This window comes from Desulfomicrobium norvegicum, assembly GCF_900114595.1.
GTDB lineage: Bacteria > Desulfobacterota > Desulfovibrionia > Desulfovibrionales > Desulfomicrobiaceae > Desulfomicrobium > Desulfomicrobium macestii.
In genome coordinates this window covers 342,402-360,216 of sequence record NZ_FOTO01000003.1, presented here as the reverse complement: position 1 = coordinate 360,216, position 17,815 = coordinate 342,402, and the positions used below count along the sequence as shown (strand labels likewise).

Here is a 17,815-nt window from a genome sequence, read left to right as displayed (position 1 = left end):
GTGCCCATGATGTAGAGCAAAGCCCGCCCGTTGAAAAGACGGCCCTTGCTTTTTGAGCCGGTCCTTGCCAGATCATGAGTTCCGCAACACTCAATCACGCGCGTGAGGTTCCCATGTCCAATCCCAAGAACTGGATCATCGCCCTGCTCCTTCTGGTCATCGCAGGCCAGGCCTGGCTGCTCCTGGACAAGGACTCAAGCGACGAACCCAAGACCCTGTCCGTGATCGGCGTCAGCCTCGACAGCGCCATGCGCACCACCCTGGCCGTGGAATTCGACCAGCCCGTTCCGGAGTCCATGCGCGCGCAGACGGCGCCGGCCGGTATCGAGCCCAAGGCCGAAGGGCAATGGGTGTGGACCAATCCCTACACCCTGAAATTCCTGGCCCAGACGCCCCTGCCCCTCGACATGCAATACTCCCTGACCTTGAGCCCCGAGGTCTTTCCGGATGAAATCCTGAACGCGGAACGCACCCGGCTCATCCGCACCGGAAGCTTTGCCGTGCAGGAGATGACCGTGAACGAACTGGCCTCGGAAGCCGGGCCGGACATGGTCGAACTGGAGGGCCGGATCGTCTTCAACGCGCCCGTGGACCCGGCGAATCTCTTGGCCGCCATGAGCCTTGGCGAAAAAGACGGCGACCCTGTCGAGCTTTCGCTTTTGACCCAGTGGCGCACGACCAGCTTCGGCTTTCGCAGCGCGCCAGTGCGCAAGGATACGGCCGGGCGCACCCTGACCCTGCGTCTGGCTCCGGAGCTGACCGTGGCCGAAAAGAGCCTGGCCCTCGGGCAGGAATTCCGCCGGGACATCGAGCTGCGCCTGGACCCGGTGCTGCGGGTCGTCAGCGCCAGCCCACAGGCCGACAAGGACCAGTCGCGCATCGACCTTGAATTTTCCGCGCCCGTCAGCGCGGCATCCCTGCGCGAACTGGTGCGCATCGAGCCCGAGACCCGGATCTCGGTCTCGGCCCACGGCAAGACCGCCTCCCTGAGCGGCAAGCTCGAACCCGGCAGCACCTGCACGGTCCGCATCGCCAAGGGCCTTGTGGCCGAGGACGGAGCCGTGCTTGAAGCTCCTTTCAGGCAGGACCTGCGCATGCCGGACCTGCCCCCGAGCGTGGACTTCTCTTCTGCCGGCATGTTCCTGCCGCGACAGGGGCAAGGGCTCCTGGGGGTCGAATACGTCAACGCCGACACGGTGGAACTGACCGTGAGCCGGGTCTTCCCCAACAACCTGAGCACCCTCTTCCAGGACTACGGCTATTCCATCTTCGACAGCTCCGCCGCCCGGGACTCCGTGCCGTATCATCTGGGCAGCGAAATCCACCGCGAAACGTTCAGCGTAAGCTCCGCCACCAACAAGGTGCAGGAGCGGACCCTGTCCATGTCCGAGCTCATCCCCGACAAGCGTCCGGGCCTCTACAAGCTTGGCCTCAGCCTGCCCGCGGACTATCGCGGCGCCACGCGCTGGGTTCTGCGCACGGACATCGGCCTGGTGGCCAAGGAGGACGGCGCGGGCTTTCTGGTCTGGGCCAGTTCCATCGGAGATCTGCGCGCCCTGGACGGCGTGGAACTGACGCTGCTGAGCTTCAGGAACCAGGTCCTCGGCACCACCCGCACCAACGCCGCCGGCCTGGCGCGCATCCCCTATGCGGGGCATGACGACGAACTCGGCTCACCGGCCATGATCCTGGCACGACACGGCGAGGACTTCAGCTTCATCGTTCTGGACCGCTTCCGCATCGACACCACGGGCCTCGATGTCAGCGGCGCATCAATCAGCCAGGCCGGATTGCAGGCCTATATCTACGGCAAGCGCGACATCTACCGTCCCGGCGAAACCCTGGACGCCGCCGTGCTGGTCCGTGACGGACGCATCGGCACCCCGCCCGATCTGCCCGTGACCCTGGAGCAGCGCGACCCCGAGGGGCGCCTGCTGCGCACCCTGAACCTGGTCCTGGACCGGGGCATGGCCGGGCTGAGTCTGGACATCCCGGACTGGTCCCTGACCGGGCACTATCTTCTGCAGGCCCTGAGCGGCGGGCAGGTCATCGGCTCCTACGCCTATCAAGTGGAGGAGTTCATCCCCGACCGCCTGAGCGTGGAGATCGCCTCGCCCCAGACCCGGGGCGAACCGGGCCAGCTTCTGCCCTTCGAGGTCGTCTCGCGCTATCTCTTCGGACCTGCGGCATCTAAACTGGCCGTCTCGGTCAAGGCGCGGCTGCTGGCCGCCGACTTCGCGCCCAAGGGTTTTGAGGCCTACAGCTTCGGCGATCCGGGCAAGAGCTTCGAGCCCCTGCCGCTCCTTGCCACCGAAGCCCGCCTCGACGCCGACGGGCGGGCCGCCTTCGACGTGAGCATCCCGAAGGATCTGACCCCGCCGCTGGCGCTCTGGGCCGAGTTCACCGGCCGCGTGCGCGAACAGGGCGGACGCGGCGTGACCGCCAGAAAACGCATCCCAGTGCACGCCTACGCCCTCTACCCCGGCATCAAGCGGCCAGGGTCCATGGAGCTTGAGCCGCGCAAACGGGCCGTGTTCGAGTTCGTGACGGTGAGCCCGGACGGCGAGAAGACCGCACATCCGGAGCTGGTCGCAACCCTCTTTCAGGACCAGTGGCAGACGGTCATGCGCAGGACACAGTCCGGTTTCAGCTACGAATCCGTACGCAACCCCGTGGAAATCTCGACCCAGCGCGTCGCGCCGGGCGACGGCGCGGGCTCTTTCGCGGTCACGCCCCCGGATTACGGCTCCTACCGGGTGCGCCTGACCGACCCGGCGAGCGGCGCGGCCTCGGAGCTGGAATTCTACTGCGGCGGCTGGGGCTACTCGCCCTGGGCGGTCAAGAACCCGGCCAGACTGGAGCTTATTCCGGACAAGGAAGGGTACCTCGCCGGAGAGACGGCCTCCATCCAGATCCGCTCGCCGTTCGCGGGCAAGGCGCTGGTCACCGTCGAAGGCCGGAACGTGGAACATCTTGAAATCGTGGAACTGAACGGAAACACCGGCCAGCTGCGCATCCCGGTGCGCGAGGACTGGCAGCCCAACGTGCATCTCACGGCCACCCTGGTCCGCCGGGCCACGGACATCACGCCCGGCAGCGCGGGACGGGCCTTCGGGGCCACGGCCCTGTTCGTGGACAGCCTCTCGAACCGCATGGACCTGCGCGTCGACGCCCCGGACGAGGTCCGGCCGCTGACGGATCTTGAAATCCGGCTCCAGGCCAGCCCCCGCTCGCGGCTGACCGTGGCCGTGGTCGACGAGGGCATCATGCAGCTGGCCGGGGGCAAAAACCCGGACCCCTTCGCCCATTTCTACGCCCAGCGCGCCCTGGACGTGATCAGCTACGACAACTTCGCCTTCATGTTCCCGCACGTGAGCGCGGCAAGGCCTCTGGCCGGCGGCGGCGACGATCTGGGCGGAGCCTCCTCCTTCATGCGCACCGAAGGCATCCGCCGGGTCAAGCCCGTGACCTTCTGGTCCGGAGTGCTCGACGCCGACCACACCGGGATCGTCACGCACCGCGTTCGCCTGCCCGATTTCCAGGGGGCGCTGCGCATCGTCGCCGTCGGCAACCAGGGCAAGAGCTTCGGCACGGGCACGGCCATGACCCGCGTGCGCACGCCGCTGGTCCTGACCCCGACCCTGCCCCGCTTTCTGTCCCTCGGGGACGAGATCGAGATTCCCCTGACCCTGCGCAACGACACGCCCTCCGGCGCTTCCTTCCGCATCGGAGCGAGCGTGACCGGACCGGCCACGCTTGGAGCCATGCCCGCCCCCCTGACCCTTGAACCCGGCCAGGAAGACACGGTCTATCTGCCCCTGCGCTGCGGCATGGAGGAGGGCAAGGTCATCCTGAGCTTCACCGCCACGGGAGGCGGTGAGACCGCCACGGCCGGGGAAGAGCTCGATCAGCGCTCGCCCCTGCCCGTGACCCGGACCATGGAGACCACGACCCTTGAGACGGAAGCGGGCGAAATCGGCGCGCCTGTGCCGGACAGCTTCCTGCCGGGCTCGGTCAAGCGCACGGTACACCTCTCCACCCGGCCGCTCATGCGCTACTCCGGGCATCTTGAGAACCTGCTCGGCTATCCTTACGGCTGCGCCGAGCAGACCGTGTCCAAAGCCTTCCCGCTGCTGCACTTCGGGGCCCTGGCCCGGGAACTGGCGCCGGGACACTTCAATGCCGGCGGTCCGGCCGGGCTGGTTCAGGCGGCCATCCGTCGCCTGCAGACAATGCAGACCCCGTCCGGCGGCTACGCCTTCTGGCCGGGAGACAGCGATCCCGACCCGTGGGTCTCGGCCTATGTCTGCCACTTCCTGCTGGAAGCCCGACTGGCCGGACACACGATCCCCGAACGCATGCTCGAAAGTGCGTTCTACCATCTTGAATCACTGGCCAATCCCGAACCGGGAAGCACGCCGCAAAAAATCGAACAGGCCGCCTACGCGCTCTATGTCCTGGCGCTGGGCAAGAAGCCCAATCTTGGCAGCCAGGACTATCTGCGGACGACCTTTGACAAGTCCCTGAGCGGCGTGGCCAGGACCCTTCTGGCCGGAGCCTATCTGCAGACAAGCAACCACGGCGCGGGCTTTGCGCTCCTGCACGCGGCTCCGGCCGTCGACGACGATCGCCGGGAGAGCGGCGGCAACCTGGGCTCGGGCCTGCGTGACCGGGCGCTCATCGCGCTCATCCTCCTTGAGAGCGTCCCCGATGATCCCATGCTGCCGGAACTCATGACCCGGCTTTCAGGAGAACTTGGCCGGGGCGAATGGCATTCGACCCAGGAGACGAGCCTGGCCTTCATGGCCATGGGCAAATACCTGTCCGCCCTGGACGACGGGCGTCCCTTCGCGGGTACCCTGGCCTGGCCGGACGGCGCGCAGACCTTCGGGGACACGAAGCTCTTCATGCGGGAAAACATCCCAACCGCAGGGGCGCTGACCCTTGAAAAAACGCCTGCCGACCGGACCGTCTTCGCCACCGTGCTGACCTCGGCCACGCCAAGGGCCGCGTCCCATGCCGCCTTCAGCCGGGGGATCGAGGTGGAGCAGACGCTGCTGCGCGAAGACGGGCAGGCGCTGGTGGACAACGGCGTGCGCCAGGGCGATCTGATCCTCATGCGCACCAGGGTGCGCAGCACCTCCGGACGCATCGACAACGTGGTCGTGCAAAGTCTCCTGCCCGCAGGACTGGAAGTGGAAAATCCGCGCCTGGCGACCACGGAGCGGCTGGACTGGATGGCGGAAGAGACCCTCATGGAAGGCCATCAGGATCTGCGCGACGACCGCATCCTCGTCTTCACCAATCTCGACGGAAACGGCTGGAAGACGCGCTACAGCGTGCTGAGGGCGGTGACTCCGGGCCGGTTCGCCCTGCCCCCAGTGCAGGCCGAGGCCATGTACCATCCCGGCCTGCGCGGCGGTGGCGCGCTTGAGGCCATTACCGTCCACAGGGAAGCGCCGGCCCCATGAACAGACTCAGGTGGATCGCGGCGGCTCCATGGCGAAAGGCCGCCGCGATCCTCATTTTGATCCTGGGACTCCCGGCCTGCCTTGGGCTGGCCCTTGACCGCCTCTTTCCCTTTCCCGTGGAGCGTCTTGAGGCCCCGGCCGCCGTCCGCGTCCTGGACCGGGACGGCAAGCCGCTGCGCTTCTTTCTGGCCGCCGACGGGATGTGGCGCTTCCCCCTGACCTTAAGCGAAGTCTCCCCGGACCTGACCGCGGCCCTCATTGATTCCGAGGACCGCCATTTCTTCCTTCATCCGGGCATCAATCCGCTGTCCGTGTTGCGCGCGCTGTGGGTCAATGTCCGGCACGGACGGATCATAAGCGGGGCCTCGACCATCCCCATGCAGGTCGCCCGTCTGGCCGACCCGCGCCCGCGCACGCTAGGTGCCAAGGTCGTTGAGGCGCTGCGCGCCCTGCAGCTGTGCTGGCATCACCCCAAGGAAAAAATCCTGCTCTGGTACGTCAATCTGGCCCCCTTCGGCTCCAACGTGGTCGGAGTCGGAGCCGCCGCCTGGCATTATTTCGGCAAGGCCCCGGACACCCTCTCCCTCGGGGAGATCGCCCTGCTCTCGGTACTGCCGCGCTCGCCGACCCGCTACAACCCGATCCGAAACCCCGGGCTCGCGCGGGAGGTCCGGGACCGGGTCCTGGACCGCTTCGCCGCGCACGGCGTCTTCGATCCGGCACGCGTGGCCGAGAGCAAGACCCGCCCGCTGCCCGGCCGCCGCTTCGCAGTGCCACAGGACGCACCGCATTTCAGCCGCTGGGTGCGCTCACGCCTTCCCGAATCGCCCGTGATCCTGAGCAGTCTGGACAGACGCGCCCAGGACATCACCGAGGCCCTGATCAAGGGACGCATGGACGGCCTGCGCCGTCAGGCCATCGGCAATGCGGCGGCGGTGGTGCTCGACATTAAGACCCGCCAGATCCTGGCCTACGCCGGATCGGCGGACTTCTGGGACGATTCCCGGCAGGGGCAGGTCGACAATACCCTGTCCAGGCGCTCGCCCGGCTCGACCCTGAAACCCTTTCTCTACGCCCTGGCCTTCGACCAGGGACACCTCGTGCCGGACTCCATGCTCCTTGACGTGCCCACGGATTTCGCGGGCTACGTCCCGGAAAACTACGGCCAGAATTTTCAGGGCCTGGTCAGCGCGCGCACGGCCCTGGCCACCTCCCTCAATGTCCCTGCGGCGCGTCTGCTGAACCGCTGCGGGCTTGCCCCCTTCCACGGACTGTTGCGCGAAGGCGGCCTCTCCACCCTGGACAGACCGGCGAGCCATTACGGGCTGTCCATGGCCCTGGGCGGCTGCGAGGTGAGGCTGCTGGAACTGACCAACCTGTACGCCACCCTGGCCGCGGCGGGCCTGCACCGTCCCGTTTCCCCCCTGGCCGGGGGCCCGGACCGGCGCGAAAAGGACGTCCGGCTTTTCTCCCCCGAGGCCTCGGCCATGACCCTTGGCATCCTGGCCACGACCAGAAGACCCGACCTGCCCGACGCCTGGGAGTTCACCCTTCAGGCCCCCAAGGTCGCCTGGAAGACCGGGACCTCGTTCGGACACCGCGACGCCTGGGCCGTGGGCGTAAGCCGCGACCTGGCCATCGGGGTCTGGGTCGGCAATCCCGACGGTTCGCAATGCATGAACATCTCGGGGGCGCGCCACGCCGGTCCCCTGCTCTTCGATCTCTTCCGGGCCCTCTCCCCCGGTACGACGCGCCTGCCCTCGTTCCCCACCCCCGCGCTGCAACGCATCCAGGTCTGCGCCGTCAGCAGGGAACGCCCCGGCCCCGGCTGCCCTCTCACCACGGCCGACGCCATCGCCGGGGTGACCATGCTCCCGGTCTGCGGCATGCACAAAGAGATCTTCGTCAGCCCCGGGTCGGGCCTGCGCCTGCACGGAGACTGCCTGCTCATGAAGGACTCGCGAAAAGAGACCGCTCTTGTCTGGCCTCCCGAGCTGGTGGCCTTTCGCCGCGCCCAGGGCCTCAGCCTGCCGGGGCTGCCTGGCATCGACCCCGACTGTCCAGACGTGCCGGATGAGGGCGGCCCGGTCATCCAGTCCCCGTCCGCGAGCACGCCCTACCAGGCCCGCCCCGACGCGCCCCAAAAGTTTCAGCGGCTGGCGCTGACTGCGGCCGGGGCAGCGGGCGCGACGGTTCATTACTGGTATGTGGACGGCCGCCACGTGGGACAAACCGCTCCCGAGACGCCCTGCTTCATTCCCCTGCAAAGCGGCACGCACGAGGTCGTGGTCACCGACGATCACGGACGCGGCGCGCGCACGACCTTCACGGTGCGCCCGGCAGCCGAGCCCGGCCTTGGCAGCCGGGATGAGCCCTGATAGGCAGGGCTCATTCCGGAGGGTCCATGGCCATCAAGCTGCATCTCGTCTTCCAGGATCGCGTCGGCATCGTCGCCGACCTGTCCCGCCGCATCGCCGACCGCAAGTTCAACATCGTGGCCATGGAAGTGGACCGCGTGGACGATCTGGCCCATGTCTACGTGGAGGCGGAAGACCGGCAGCCCGAAGCCCTGCCCACGGACCTGCCCGAGGCACTCGGGGACATCCCGGGCCTGCTCACCTCGCGCCCCATCGACACCCTGCCCCAGGAGGAACAGGCCAGACGGCTGCGCGTGGTTCTGGACAACATCGCGGACGGAGTCGTGGCCGTGGACGCGGCCGGACGGGTCACGACCATCAACGCCGCCGCCTGCCAGATCCTGAACCTGGACCAGGACAGCGTGCCCGGCATGGACGTGCGCGAACTGGACCTCGGGGATTCGGCCATTCTGGACAGCCTCGCCGGAAGAGAAAGCGGAGACGTGAAACGCACCCTGGTCACGCCTTCGGGACGCTTTCAGTATTTCGCCACCTGCCGCCCCATCCGCGACGCCCAGGGGCACATCATCGGGGCGGTGGAGATCGCCAAGGACATGCAGGAGATCCGCATGCTGGCCCGCAGCATCTCCGAACCCGCCCAGATCAGCTTTTCGGACATCGTCGGCCAGAACCAGAACATCAACAACCTCATCGGCTACGCCCAGCTCATCGCGGCCACGGACTCCATCGTCTGCATTCGCGGAGCTTCCGGCACGGGCAAGGAGCTCTTCGCCCGGGCCATGCACACGGCAAGCGGACGGTCCGGGCCCTTTGTGCCCATCAACTGCGCGGCCCTGCCCGAGCAATTGCTGGAAAGCGAGCTCTTCGGCTACGTGGGCGGAGCCTTCACCGGCGGCCTGAGGGACGGCAAACCCGGCCTGTTCGAGGTCGCGGGGGAGGGCACTGTCTTTCTGGACGAGATCGGCGACATGCCCCTGGCTTCCCAGGCCAAGATCCTGCGGGTCATGCAGGACCACTGCGTACGACGCATCGGAGGATCGCGGGAAATTCCCATTCGGGCACGGATCATCACCGCCACCAACGGCAATCTGGAGAAAATGGTCGAGGAGGGAACCTTCCGGCAAGACCTGTACTACCGCATCAACGTCCTGCCCATCCATATCCCGCCCTTGCAGGAACGTCTGGACGACTTAGGCCTCCTGGCCGAGCATTTCCTGTTCACCCTGGCCTCGCGCATGGGGCGTCCGGCCAAGGCCGTCACCGCCAAGGGCCTGGACAAGCTGCGCGCCCACCACTGGCCGGGGAACGTGCGCGAACTCAAGAACGTGGTCGATCGCGCCGCCATCCTCTGTCCGACGGAGAACATTGACGAACGCTTCCTGATCCTGGCCCACGAACTCGGCGACGGCATCCCGGGCCAGACCCGGCAGGTCCAGGCCGCCGAACCGGGCAAACCCATCAGGGAGCAGCTGGACCGCCTGGAAAAAGACATCCTTGAAAACGCCCTGACCCGGGCCAAAAGCATCCGCCAGGCCGCCCGAACCCTGGGCCTGTCCCACACCGCCATCCTGAACAAGATCAGGAAACACGGCCTGCGCGTGTCCAGGCCGCTGCGCGTCGAATAGATTCAACTATTCGATATTCGAGGAAAATTTCAGGCGCGCCTCAAATCCCGTTGTCGAGAGCCACTCAAAACGCCCCCTCTTTCACACAGAGTCCACCTTTGCGGCGCCAGGCCACAATCAGCCCTCCCTCTTTTCCTTCACCCCTCTCGGTGATACGAGAGTAGATCATGGAGCACAGCACCAAATCCAAACCATCCCAACGATCCATCCTCATCATCGAGGACGAGGAGTTCATCCGCCTGACCGTCGCCGACCATCTCAAAGACAACGGTCACTGCGTCGACGAGGCCGCAAGCGGAGCTGAAGGGCTGCGCCTGCTCGACATCGACCGTCACGAGACTGTGCTGCTCGATCTGCGGCTCGGCGACATGGACGGGCATGCCATCCTGGCCGGAATCAGGGAAAAATCATCCGAGATTCCGGTCATCATCGTTTCCGGAGCCGGCGACATGCACGATGTCATCAAGGCTCTGCGCGCCGGGGCGTCGGACTTTCTGACCAAGCCGATCCTCGATTTCGCCCTCCTTGACCTGGCCCTGGACAAGGCCTGGGAACGCCTCGATCTGCTGCAGGAGCGCCGCGAATATGCGCAGGAGTTGGAAAAACGGGTTCTCGAACGCACCGCCGAGCTGGCCGAAACCAACCGCAAGCTCCGGGAGAGCGAATCGCTTTTCCGCCAACTTGTCGAAAACATAAAAGAAATATTTTGGCTCCAGCAGCTCAATCCCCCGCGCATACTCTATGTCAGCAAGGCCTGCGAAGACATTCTCGGAGTGTCCGAGGAAGCCATTATGCATGACATCAGAAATCTGGCCGACCGCATCCATCCCGATGACCATGGTCGCGCCCAAGACTTCTTTCGGCTCAAGACCATGGAAAATTCCGCCGATGAACATTTCAAGTTCATCAGGCCCGACGGGGAGATCCGCTGGCTGCGATCCAAGATATTCCCCATCGCCGACACCGACGGGGTCTTCACCCGCGTCGCGGGCATCACCGAAGACATAACCGAGCGTATCGCCGCTGCCGAGAGGGAAAAGGACAACCAGCGCAAGCTCATCCAGGCCGACAAGCTGATCTCGCTTGGCACCCTGGCGGCCGGTGTGGCGCACGAGATCAACAACCCCAACCATCTCCTGCGGCTGAACGCACAGGCCCTGGAGCAGATATGGAAGCTGCTCCGTGAACAGCTTGACGAGTCGGTTCCTGAAATCGCCTCCATTTCCATCGGCGGCATGAGCATGGGGCAGCTCGATACGGAAATCCCGCGCCTGCTGGGCGGCATGATCGGGGCTTCGGACCGTATCCGCGACATTGTCCAGCACATGAAGGATTTCGCCCGGACGGACACCCAGGGCATCGACCTGCCGGTCAACGTGGGGGATGTCCTGCGCGCCGCCATTTCCCTGCTGCACAACAGGCTCAAAAACGCCACGGACCGCCTGGAACTTTTCATCGAAGATGACCTTTCTCCAGTAAAGGGCAGGCAACAACAACTGGAGCAGGTTTTCATCAATCTGCTCATGAACGCCGCCGAAGCCCTGCCGGACAAAAGCGCAGGTATCCATGTCCGCTTGCGCAGGCAGAGTCCGCACCAACTGGAGTTGGCAGTCCGCGACGAAGGGACGGGAATTTCCCCGCAGGTGATGGAACACATCTTCGATCCCTTCTTCACCACCAAACGCGACTGCGGAGGGCTCGGACTCGGGCTTGCCATCAGCAAGACCATCATCGACTCCCACGGAGGGGAACTTTGCTTTGAACCCGTAGAGAGCGGAGGCACGTTGGCCCGGGTGACGCTTCCGACAATGGAGACGGGAACATGAACCTTTACCCCGCCCATCCCGTCCTGCTGGTGGATGATGAAGAAGAAATCCTGGCCAGCCTGAGGCTCACACTGGCCCTGGCCGGAATCACAAACACCATTCTCTGCCCCGATGGCTCGACAGCGCTGGATATCGCCCAGGACAGGGAAGTCGAGGCCGCGCTCCTGGACGTGCTCATGCCCGGCCGCAAGGGTGACGAGATCCTCGAAGGGCTCTTGAACCTCCAGCCCGACCTGCCCGTGATCATGGTCACCGGGGTCGACGACGTGGACCTGGCAGTTTCATGCATGCGCAAAGGCGCCTACGACTACATCCGCAAGCCCGCCGACTCGGAACGCATCGTCTCCGCCCTGACCAGGGCCTTCGAACTGCGCACCATGCGCCGGGAGCGCCGCAACCTTTCCTCCGGATTCCTGAGTCCGGCTCCGCCCAAATCCGAAGCCTTCCATGAATTCGTCACCTGCAGCCCGGCCATGTTGCGCATCTTCCAATATTGCGAAGCCATCGCCACAAGCCCGGAGCCGGTGCTCATCATGGGAGAAACAGGTGTAGGCAAGGAATTGCTGGCCCGGGCCATCCACAATGCCAGCGCCCGCAAGGGGGAGTTCGTGGCCGTAAACGTGGCCGGACTCGACGACCAGGCCTTTTCCGACACTCTTTTCGGCCATGTGCGGGGAGCCTTCACCGGCGCGGACCGGGCGCGCGGCGGCTTCATGGAGCGGGCCGCCGGGGGCACGCTCTTTCTGGATGAAATTGGAGACCTGCCTCTGCAGGCTCAGATCAAACTGTTGCGCGTCCTGCAGGAAAGGGAATTCTTCCCCATGGGGGCGGACCGACCCAAACCCCTGACCGCAAGAATCATCTCGGCCACCAATCGACCCGTCGATGAATTGAAAGATGCTCAACGCTTTCGCGCCGATTTCTATTTCCGCATCGCCACCCACTCCCTGACCATCCCTCCCCTGCGGCATCGCCCTGAAGACATCGCCCCCCTGACGGATCATTTTCTGGCCCAGGCCGCAAAGACATACGGCCACACCATCGAATTCCCCGCCCGCCTGCTCGAACTCCTGCGTGAATACGCATTCCCCGGCAACATCCGCGAACTGCGAGCCCTGCTCCTCGACACGGCGGGAAGATCTCAAAACGGCCGGCCCGGCCTCCACGCCCTGGCCGGGAAACTGTCCCAAATCCAGCCTGCACAGCAAAGCTGCGCTCCAGATCAACTGTTCTCGACCTTTCTGCGCCTTCCAACCCTGCACGAAGGCTCCGAGGCCCTTGTCGCCGAAGCGATGAAACGTGCCGGAGGCAATCAACGTCGGGCGGCCCTGCTCCTGGGCATCACGCCGCAGGCCCTGAATTCACGGCTCAAACGGCGCTCGTCCTCGTCCGTGTAAAGATACATTGATCCCATTCCAAAATCTTGAGTTTCCTTTCCGTCCCCGGCCCACACGGCCTGCGCCTCCCGCGACATATGGAACATAAAGATACGTTGATTCCATAAACCGCCCTCTTTTCCGCACGCCCCTCCCAACACGCTGTTTTAAATCATCTTAAAATACAAAAACAGTATGGCACGTCTCTTGGTTATCGCAATCCGGGAGGTGCCCTATGGACACATCAAATCAAACAACAACACCTACGGTCCTGCTCATCGACGATGAGCGGATGAACCGTCTTCTGGTTGGCGACTACCTCCGCGACAGCGGATACGCAGTTCTCGAGGCGGAATCGTCAGCGGATGGTTTGCGCATTTTCGATAACGCACGGCCCGATATCGTCATCACCGACCTGCGCATGCCGGGCGGTGACGGGAACCAGGTCGTCACGCAGTTGCAGGCCATCGCCCCCGATACCCCGGTCATCATCATTTCCGGAACAGCCAGCCTGGAAGAAGCGCTCTGCACACTGCGCGAAGGCGCCAGTGATTTCATTTCCAAACCGATTCGGGAAATGGAGCGCATCAAGCAGGCCATCGACTCGGCCATGAATAAAGCGCGCCTTGATCGGGAAAGCCGCCATGTCCAGATAGCCTTGAAAGACGAAATACAGCAACAAACCCACGAATTGCGGGATCTCAACGCGCAACTCAAGCAAGCCCTTGAATCCACGGTCAACGCCCTGGGCGTCATCGTAGCCCAGAAGGACCCCTACACCGCCGGCCACAGCGAACGCGTGGCGCGCATCGCCATGGCCCTGGGACATGCCATGTGCCTGCCCCAGAACCGCATCGAAACCCTGCGCGTGGCCGGAAACCTCCACGATATCGGCAAGGTCAGCGTCCCGGGAGAAATTCTGAACAAGCCGGGCAGACTCACGCCGGAAGAGTTCGAACAGGTCAAGATCCACCCGGAAACGGGATTCGAAATTCTCAAGGACATCCCTTTCCATGGGCCGGTGGCGGAAATCGTCCTCCAGCATCACGAACGCTACGACGGCACGGGCTATCCACGCGGTCTCAAACAGGACGCAATACTGCTCGAAGCCCGCATCCTTTCCGTGGCCGATATCTACGAAGCGCTCACCTCGGACCGTCCCTACCGGCAGGCGCTTTCGCACGAGGAGGCCATGGCCCACATCATCCGCGAAGCCGGAAAAACGCTCTGCCCCCTCTGCGCCTGCGCCTTCACCGCGGCCAACAGGTCGGGAGTTCTCTCCGCCATCGCCAGAAACGAACACTCGCAATGCATGTGACCGTGTATCCAATGAGACGCATCAATAACCAAATACATGAAACAATGCGGAGACAGACACCATGGCAAAACTCACGATTCGAACAAAACTGATTGGCGGAATGCTGCTTCTTGTCAGCCTGGTTTGTTGCGGGCTCGGCTACATTGCCTTTGACCGTGCCAAGCATGCCACTTTTACCCAGGCCGAGGAAAACATCGTCGCCGTGGCCAAATACGGCGGGCAACTCGCCAAAAACCGTCTGGATTACCACGTCGCCGTTCTGCAAGGCATTGCCAATCGTGATGTGATCCGTTCCATGGAATGGAGCCGGCAACGACCGGCGCTGGAGAACGAGATCGCCAGGATGAAATATCTGGGAATGGGCATCGTCGAACCGGACGGCCTGGCCCGTTACTCCGATGAAAGCACTGCGGACCTGAGCGACAGAGACTACTTCAAGCAGGCCCTGGCCGGCCGGACAACCTTCTCGAACGTCATCATCAGCAGAGTGACAAATACCCCGGTCATCATGGCCGCGACGCCGATCACGGACCATGCTTCCAACGTCCAGGCGGTTCTTGTCGCACGCCTCGACGCGAATCTGCTCAGCGACATCACCGACGGCATCAAATACGGCCAACACGGCTATTCCTATATCGTCGACGACAACGGGGCAGCCATTGCCCACGCCAACCGCCAGTTCGTCCTGGATCAACGCAACTTCATCGAGGAAAGCAAGACCAACCCCGACTTCGTGGATGTGGCGAAAATGCTTCGACGCATGACCAAGGGCGAGACCGGCTTCGAGCAGTACCCGTTCATGGGCAAGGACCGCTTCTTCGGGTTCGCGCCCATCGAGGGCACAGGATGGTCCATCGCGGTCGGAGGCCTGGCCGAGGAAATTCTGGCTCCTATCCACCAGATGCGCTGGATGATCGGTCTGGCCTCCCTGCTCTTCTTCGCCGTCGGCATCGGCACGGCGATCCTCATCGCCAGAGGGGTTTTGAACCCGGTCAAAACCTGCGCCAACCTGCTCAAGGACATTTCCGAAGGCGAAGGAGACCTGACAAAGCGCCTGCCTGTCGAGACAAACGACGAACTCGGCCAACTGTCGCAACATTTCAATAATTTCGTCACGAAACTCCAGACCATCATCGCCGGCATCGCCGACAACGCCCGCACCGTGGCTTCCTCGGCCACGGAACTGTCGGCGGTGAGCAGCCAGACAACCCAGAGCGTCCGGTCCCTGTCCTCCAAGACATCCACGGTGGCCTCGGCCTCGGAAGAGATGAACTCGAACATGGCGTCTGTGGCCACCGGGATGGAGCAAACCACGTCGAATCTCGCTTCCGTTGCCGCAGCCACCGAGCAGATGACATCGACCATCAGCGAGATCGCAGGCAACACCGAGCGCGCGAGCGGCACGTCGGAAGACGCCGCGCGGCAGGTGGACAGCTTCGCCTCCGTGCTGCGGCAGCTCGGAGACGCCGCGCAGGAGATCGGCAAGGTCACGGAAACCATCGCCGCCATATCGTCGCAGACCAACCTGCTGGCCTTGAACGCCACCATCGAGGCGGCCAGGGCGGGTGAAGCGGGACGCGGGTTTGCCGTGGTCGCCAATGAAATCAAGGAACTGGCCCTCAAGACAGCCGAAGCGACCAACGACATCAGGGAACGGATCGGCGGCATTCAATTCGCCACAGGCAACGCCGTGAGCGACATCGACCGCATCGTGAAGGTCATCGGCGAGGTGAATTCCATCGTGGCGAACATCGCCGCCGCCATCGAGGAGCAGTCCGCCGTCACACGCGAGGTGGCCAGCAACATCGCCCAGGCGACCGAGGATGTGCAGGACGCCAATATGAGATCCACGGAGATGTCCGCGGTTTCACGGGACATCACCGGAGAGATCACGGCCGTCGACACCATCACGAACGACATCCGTTCGGGCGGGGAGCAGGTCCAGACGAGTGCCGAGGAGTTGTCCAGGCTCGCTGAAGATCTCAGCGCCTTGGTGGGACAATTCAAGATCTAGGAACAACGGCCGTGCGGGGGGCAGAAACCAGAGGCCGGGACGCCGCACCTGGCCGGGTCGCCTGCCGCAGCACACGGTTTTTACAGTCAACACACGAAGATAACCGCCTGAAAGGAGTATTTCCATGCAATGGTTTATCAACATGCGCATCATGAGCAAGCTTGTCCTGTCCTTTGGAGTCATTCTGGCCATCATGGCCGGGCTTGGCTGGTTCGCAAGCACGGAGATGTCCGACATCAACGACAAATCCACGGAAATCAGCACCGTCTGGCTTCCCAGCGTCCAGGCCTGCGGGGAGCTCAATTCCCTGATCCTAGAGGTACGCAATGCGGAATATGGACATGCGATTTCCGAAGATGAAAAAAGCATGTCTGAATACGAAGAACGTATTGAACAATACAAAACGGACATACAAAATGTCAGGACTGCGTATGAGAAACTTCCTTCTCTGGAAGAAGAGCAGCGTCTCTACCAGGAGTACAAGAATCATTGGGATCTCTACATCAAGGAGCACGCATCGATCATAGCCTTGTCCCGCGCCATGAAGACCAAGGAAGCGGTCACGGCCATGCGTGGGACATCACGGGCCGAATACTACGCGGCCAAGGACGCCCTGGACAAGATCATCCATCTCCAGAAGAGCGCCTCGGATGCCGCCAGTGCCGAGGCCGACACAACATACGCCCATGCCCGCACGTCCATCCTCGTCGCCAATATCGCCGCCGTCCTTATCGGCCTCCTGGTCGCTTTTCTCGTGGGCCGGATCATCACCCGCCAGCTGGGCACCGAACCGGGCGTTATCGCCTCCGTCGCGGAACGGGTCGCAAGCGGGGACCTGACCATCGCCTTCAATGACACCGCGCACCATATCGGCGTCTATGCCGACATCAAACGCATGTGCGAACGCCTGCGCGACACCGTGGCCGAAGTACAGGGCGCCTCGGAAAACGTGGCATCGGGCTCGGAGGAAATGAGCGCATCGGCCGAGCAACTCTCCCAGGGCTCGACGGAACAGGCCGCGTCCGTGGAGGAAGTCTCCTCCAGCATGGAGCAAATGGCCGCCAATATCAGGCAAAACGCCGACAATGCCGCGCAGACGGAAAAGATCGCCCTCAAGGCCGCCCAAGACGCCGACGCGAGCGGCAAGACAGTGGTCCAGGCTGTGGACGCCATGAAGGAAATCGCCGAAAAAATCTCCATCGTCGAAGAAATCGCCCGCCAGACCAACCTGCTGGCCCTCAATGCCGCCATCGAGGCCGCCCGCGCCGGGGAGCACGGCAAGGGTTTTGCCGTGGTCGCGGCGGAAGTACGCAAGCTGGCCGAACGCAGCGGCACGGCCGCAGCCGAAATCAGCGCACTGTCTTCTTCCACGGTGGTCGTGGCCGATCAGGCTGGCCAGATGCTGACCAAGCTGGTTCCGGACATCCAGCGCACGGCCGAACTGGTGCAGGAGATCTCCGCCGCGTCCAACGAACAGAACGCCGGAGCGGGGCAGATCAACAAGGCCTTGCAGCAGCTCGATCAAGTCATCCAGCAGAACGCCTCGGCCTCCGAGGAGATGGCCTCCACATCCGAGGAGCTGTCCAGTCAGGCCGAACAACTGCAAAGCACCATCGCTTTCTTCCGTCTCGGTACCGATACGGGCAAAACCGTCCGCCAAACGACTCGCCGAAATCGGCCACAGCCTGCCCCTAAAGCGCTCAAGGCGATGACTTCCAGCTTTCCTGTCGGCGGCCTGGCCCTGGACATGGGGCGCGACAATGAAGACGACGAATTCGAACGCTTCTAACCAGAGGACGGGATGACA

General features: G+C 63.7%; 8 protein-coding genes. All 8 read left to right on the top strand.

All coding sequences use genetic code 11. From position 1 onward, the window contains the following. Positions 1-113 precede the first annotated feature (113 nt). A complete protein-coding gene (locus BMZ24_RS07540) occupies positions 114-5,471 on the top strand; it encodes an alpha-2-macroglobulin family protein (RefSeq protein WP_161949075.1) in 5,358 nt (1,785 codons plus the stop codon). Further along, on the top strand, positions 5,468-7,849 hold the full coding sequence (gene pbpC, locus BMZ24_RS07535; RefSeq protein WP_092190838.1) for a penicillin-binding protein 1C: 2,382 nt from the start codon (positions 5,468-5,470) through the stop codon (positions 7,847-7,849). The genes BMZ24_RS07540 and pbpC overlap by 4 nt, the downstream gene beginning before the upstream one ends. Positions 7,850-7,875: 26 nt before the next feature. Further along, complete coding sequence (locus tag BMZ24_RS07530) at positions 7,876-9,474, top strand: sigma 54-interacting transcriptional regulator (RefSeq protein ID WP_092190836.1); 1,599 nt, start codon at positions 7,876-7,878, stop codon at positions 9,472-9,474. 167 nt (positions 9,475-9,641) lie between these two features. After that, positions 9,642-11,300, top strand: coding sequence for a hybrid sensor histidine kinase/response regulator (locus BMZ24_RS07525; protein ID WP_092190834.1), 1,659 nt, complete (start codon positions 9,642-9,644; stop codon positions 11,298-11,300). Further along, complete coding sequence (locus BMZ24_RS07520) at positions 11,297-12,697, top strand: sigma-54-dependent transcriptional regulator (RefSeq protein ID WP_092190832.1); 1,401 nt, start codon at positions 11,297-11,299, stop codon at positions 12,695-12,697. Before BMZ24_RS07525 ends, BMZ24_RS07520 begins: the two co-directional genes overlap by 4 nt. 214 nt (positions 12,698-12,911) lie before the next feature. Beyond that, positions 12,912-13,994: an HD domain-containing phosphohydrolase gene (locus tag BMZ24_RS07515; protein ID WP_092190830.1), complete on the top strand. Its 1,083-nt coding sequence runs from the start codon at positions 12,912-12,914 to the stop codon at positions 13,992-13,994. A gap of 61 nt (positions 13,995-14,055) precedes the next feature. Beyond that, on the top strand, positions 14,056-16,008 hold the full coding sequence (locus tag BMZ24_RS07510; RefSeq protein ID WP_092190828.1) for a methyl-accepting chemotaxis protein: 1,953 nt from the start codon (positions 14,056-14,058) through the stop codon (positions 16,006-16,008). Positions 16,009-16,132: 124 nt separating this feature from the next. Beyond that, positions 16,133-17,797 (top strand): methyl-accepting chemotaxis protein, encoded by a 1,665-nt coding sequence (locus BMZ24_RS07505; protein WP_092190826.1) that lies wholly within the window; start codon positions 16,133-16,135, stop codon positions 17,795-17,797. Positions 17,798-17,815 lie beyond the last annotated feature (18 nt).

What these genes read in the sequence shown, in the direction of transcription:
- BMZ24_RS07540 (WP_161949075.1), top strand. Translation starts at nt 114, where the DNA reads ATGTCCAATCCCAAGAACTGGATCATCGCCCTGCTCCTTCTGGTCATC.
- pbpC (WP_092190838.1), top strand. Translation starts at nt 5,468, where the DNA reads ATGAACAGACTCAGGTGGATCGCGGCGGCTCCATGGCGAAAGGCCGCC.
- BMZ24_RS07530 (WP_092190836.1), top strand. Translation starts at nt 7,876, where the DNA reads ATGGCCATCAAGCTGCATCTCGTCTTCCAGGATCGCGTCGGCATCGTC.
- BMZ24_RS07525 (WP_092190834.1), top strand. Translation starts at nt 9,642, where the DNA reads ATGGAGCACAGCACCAAATCCAAACCATCCCAACGATCCATCCTCATC.
- BMZ24_RS07520 (WP_092190832.1), top strand. Translation starts at nt 11,297, where the DNA reads ATGAACCTTTACCCCGCCCATCCCGTCCTGCTGGTGGATGATGAAGAA.
- BMZ24_RS07515 (WP_092190830.1), top strand. Translation starts at nt 12,912, where the DNA reads ATGGACACATCAAATCAAACAACAACACCTACGGTCCTGCTCATCGAC.
- BMZ24_RS07510 (WP_092190828.1), top strand. Translation starts at nt 14,056, where the DNA reads ATGGCAAAACTCACGATTCGAACAAAACTGATTGGCGGAATGCTGCTT.
- BMZ24_RS07505 (WP_092190826.1), top strand. Translation starts at nt 16,133, where the DNA reads ATGCAATGGTTTATCAACATGCGCATCATGAGCAAGCTTGTCCTGTCC.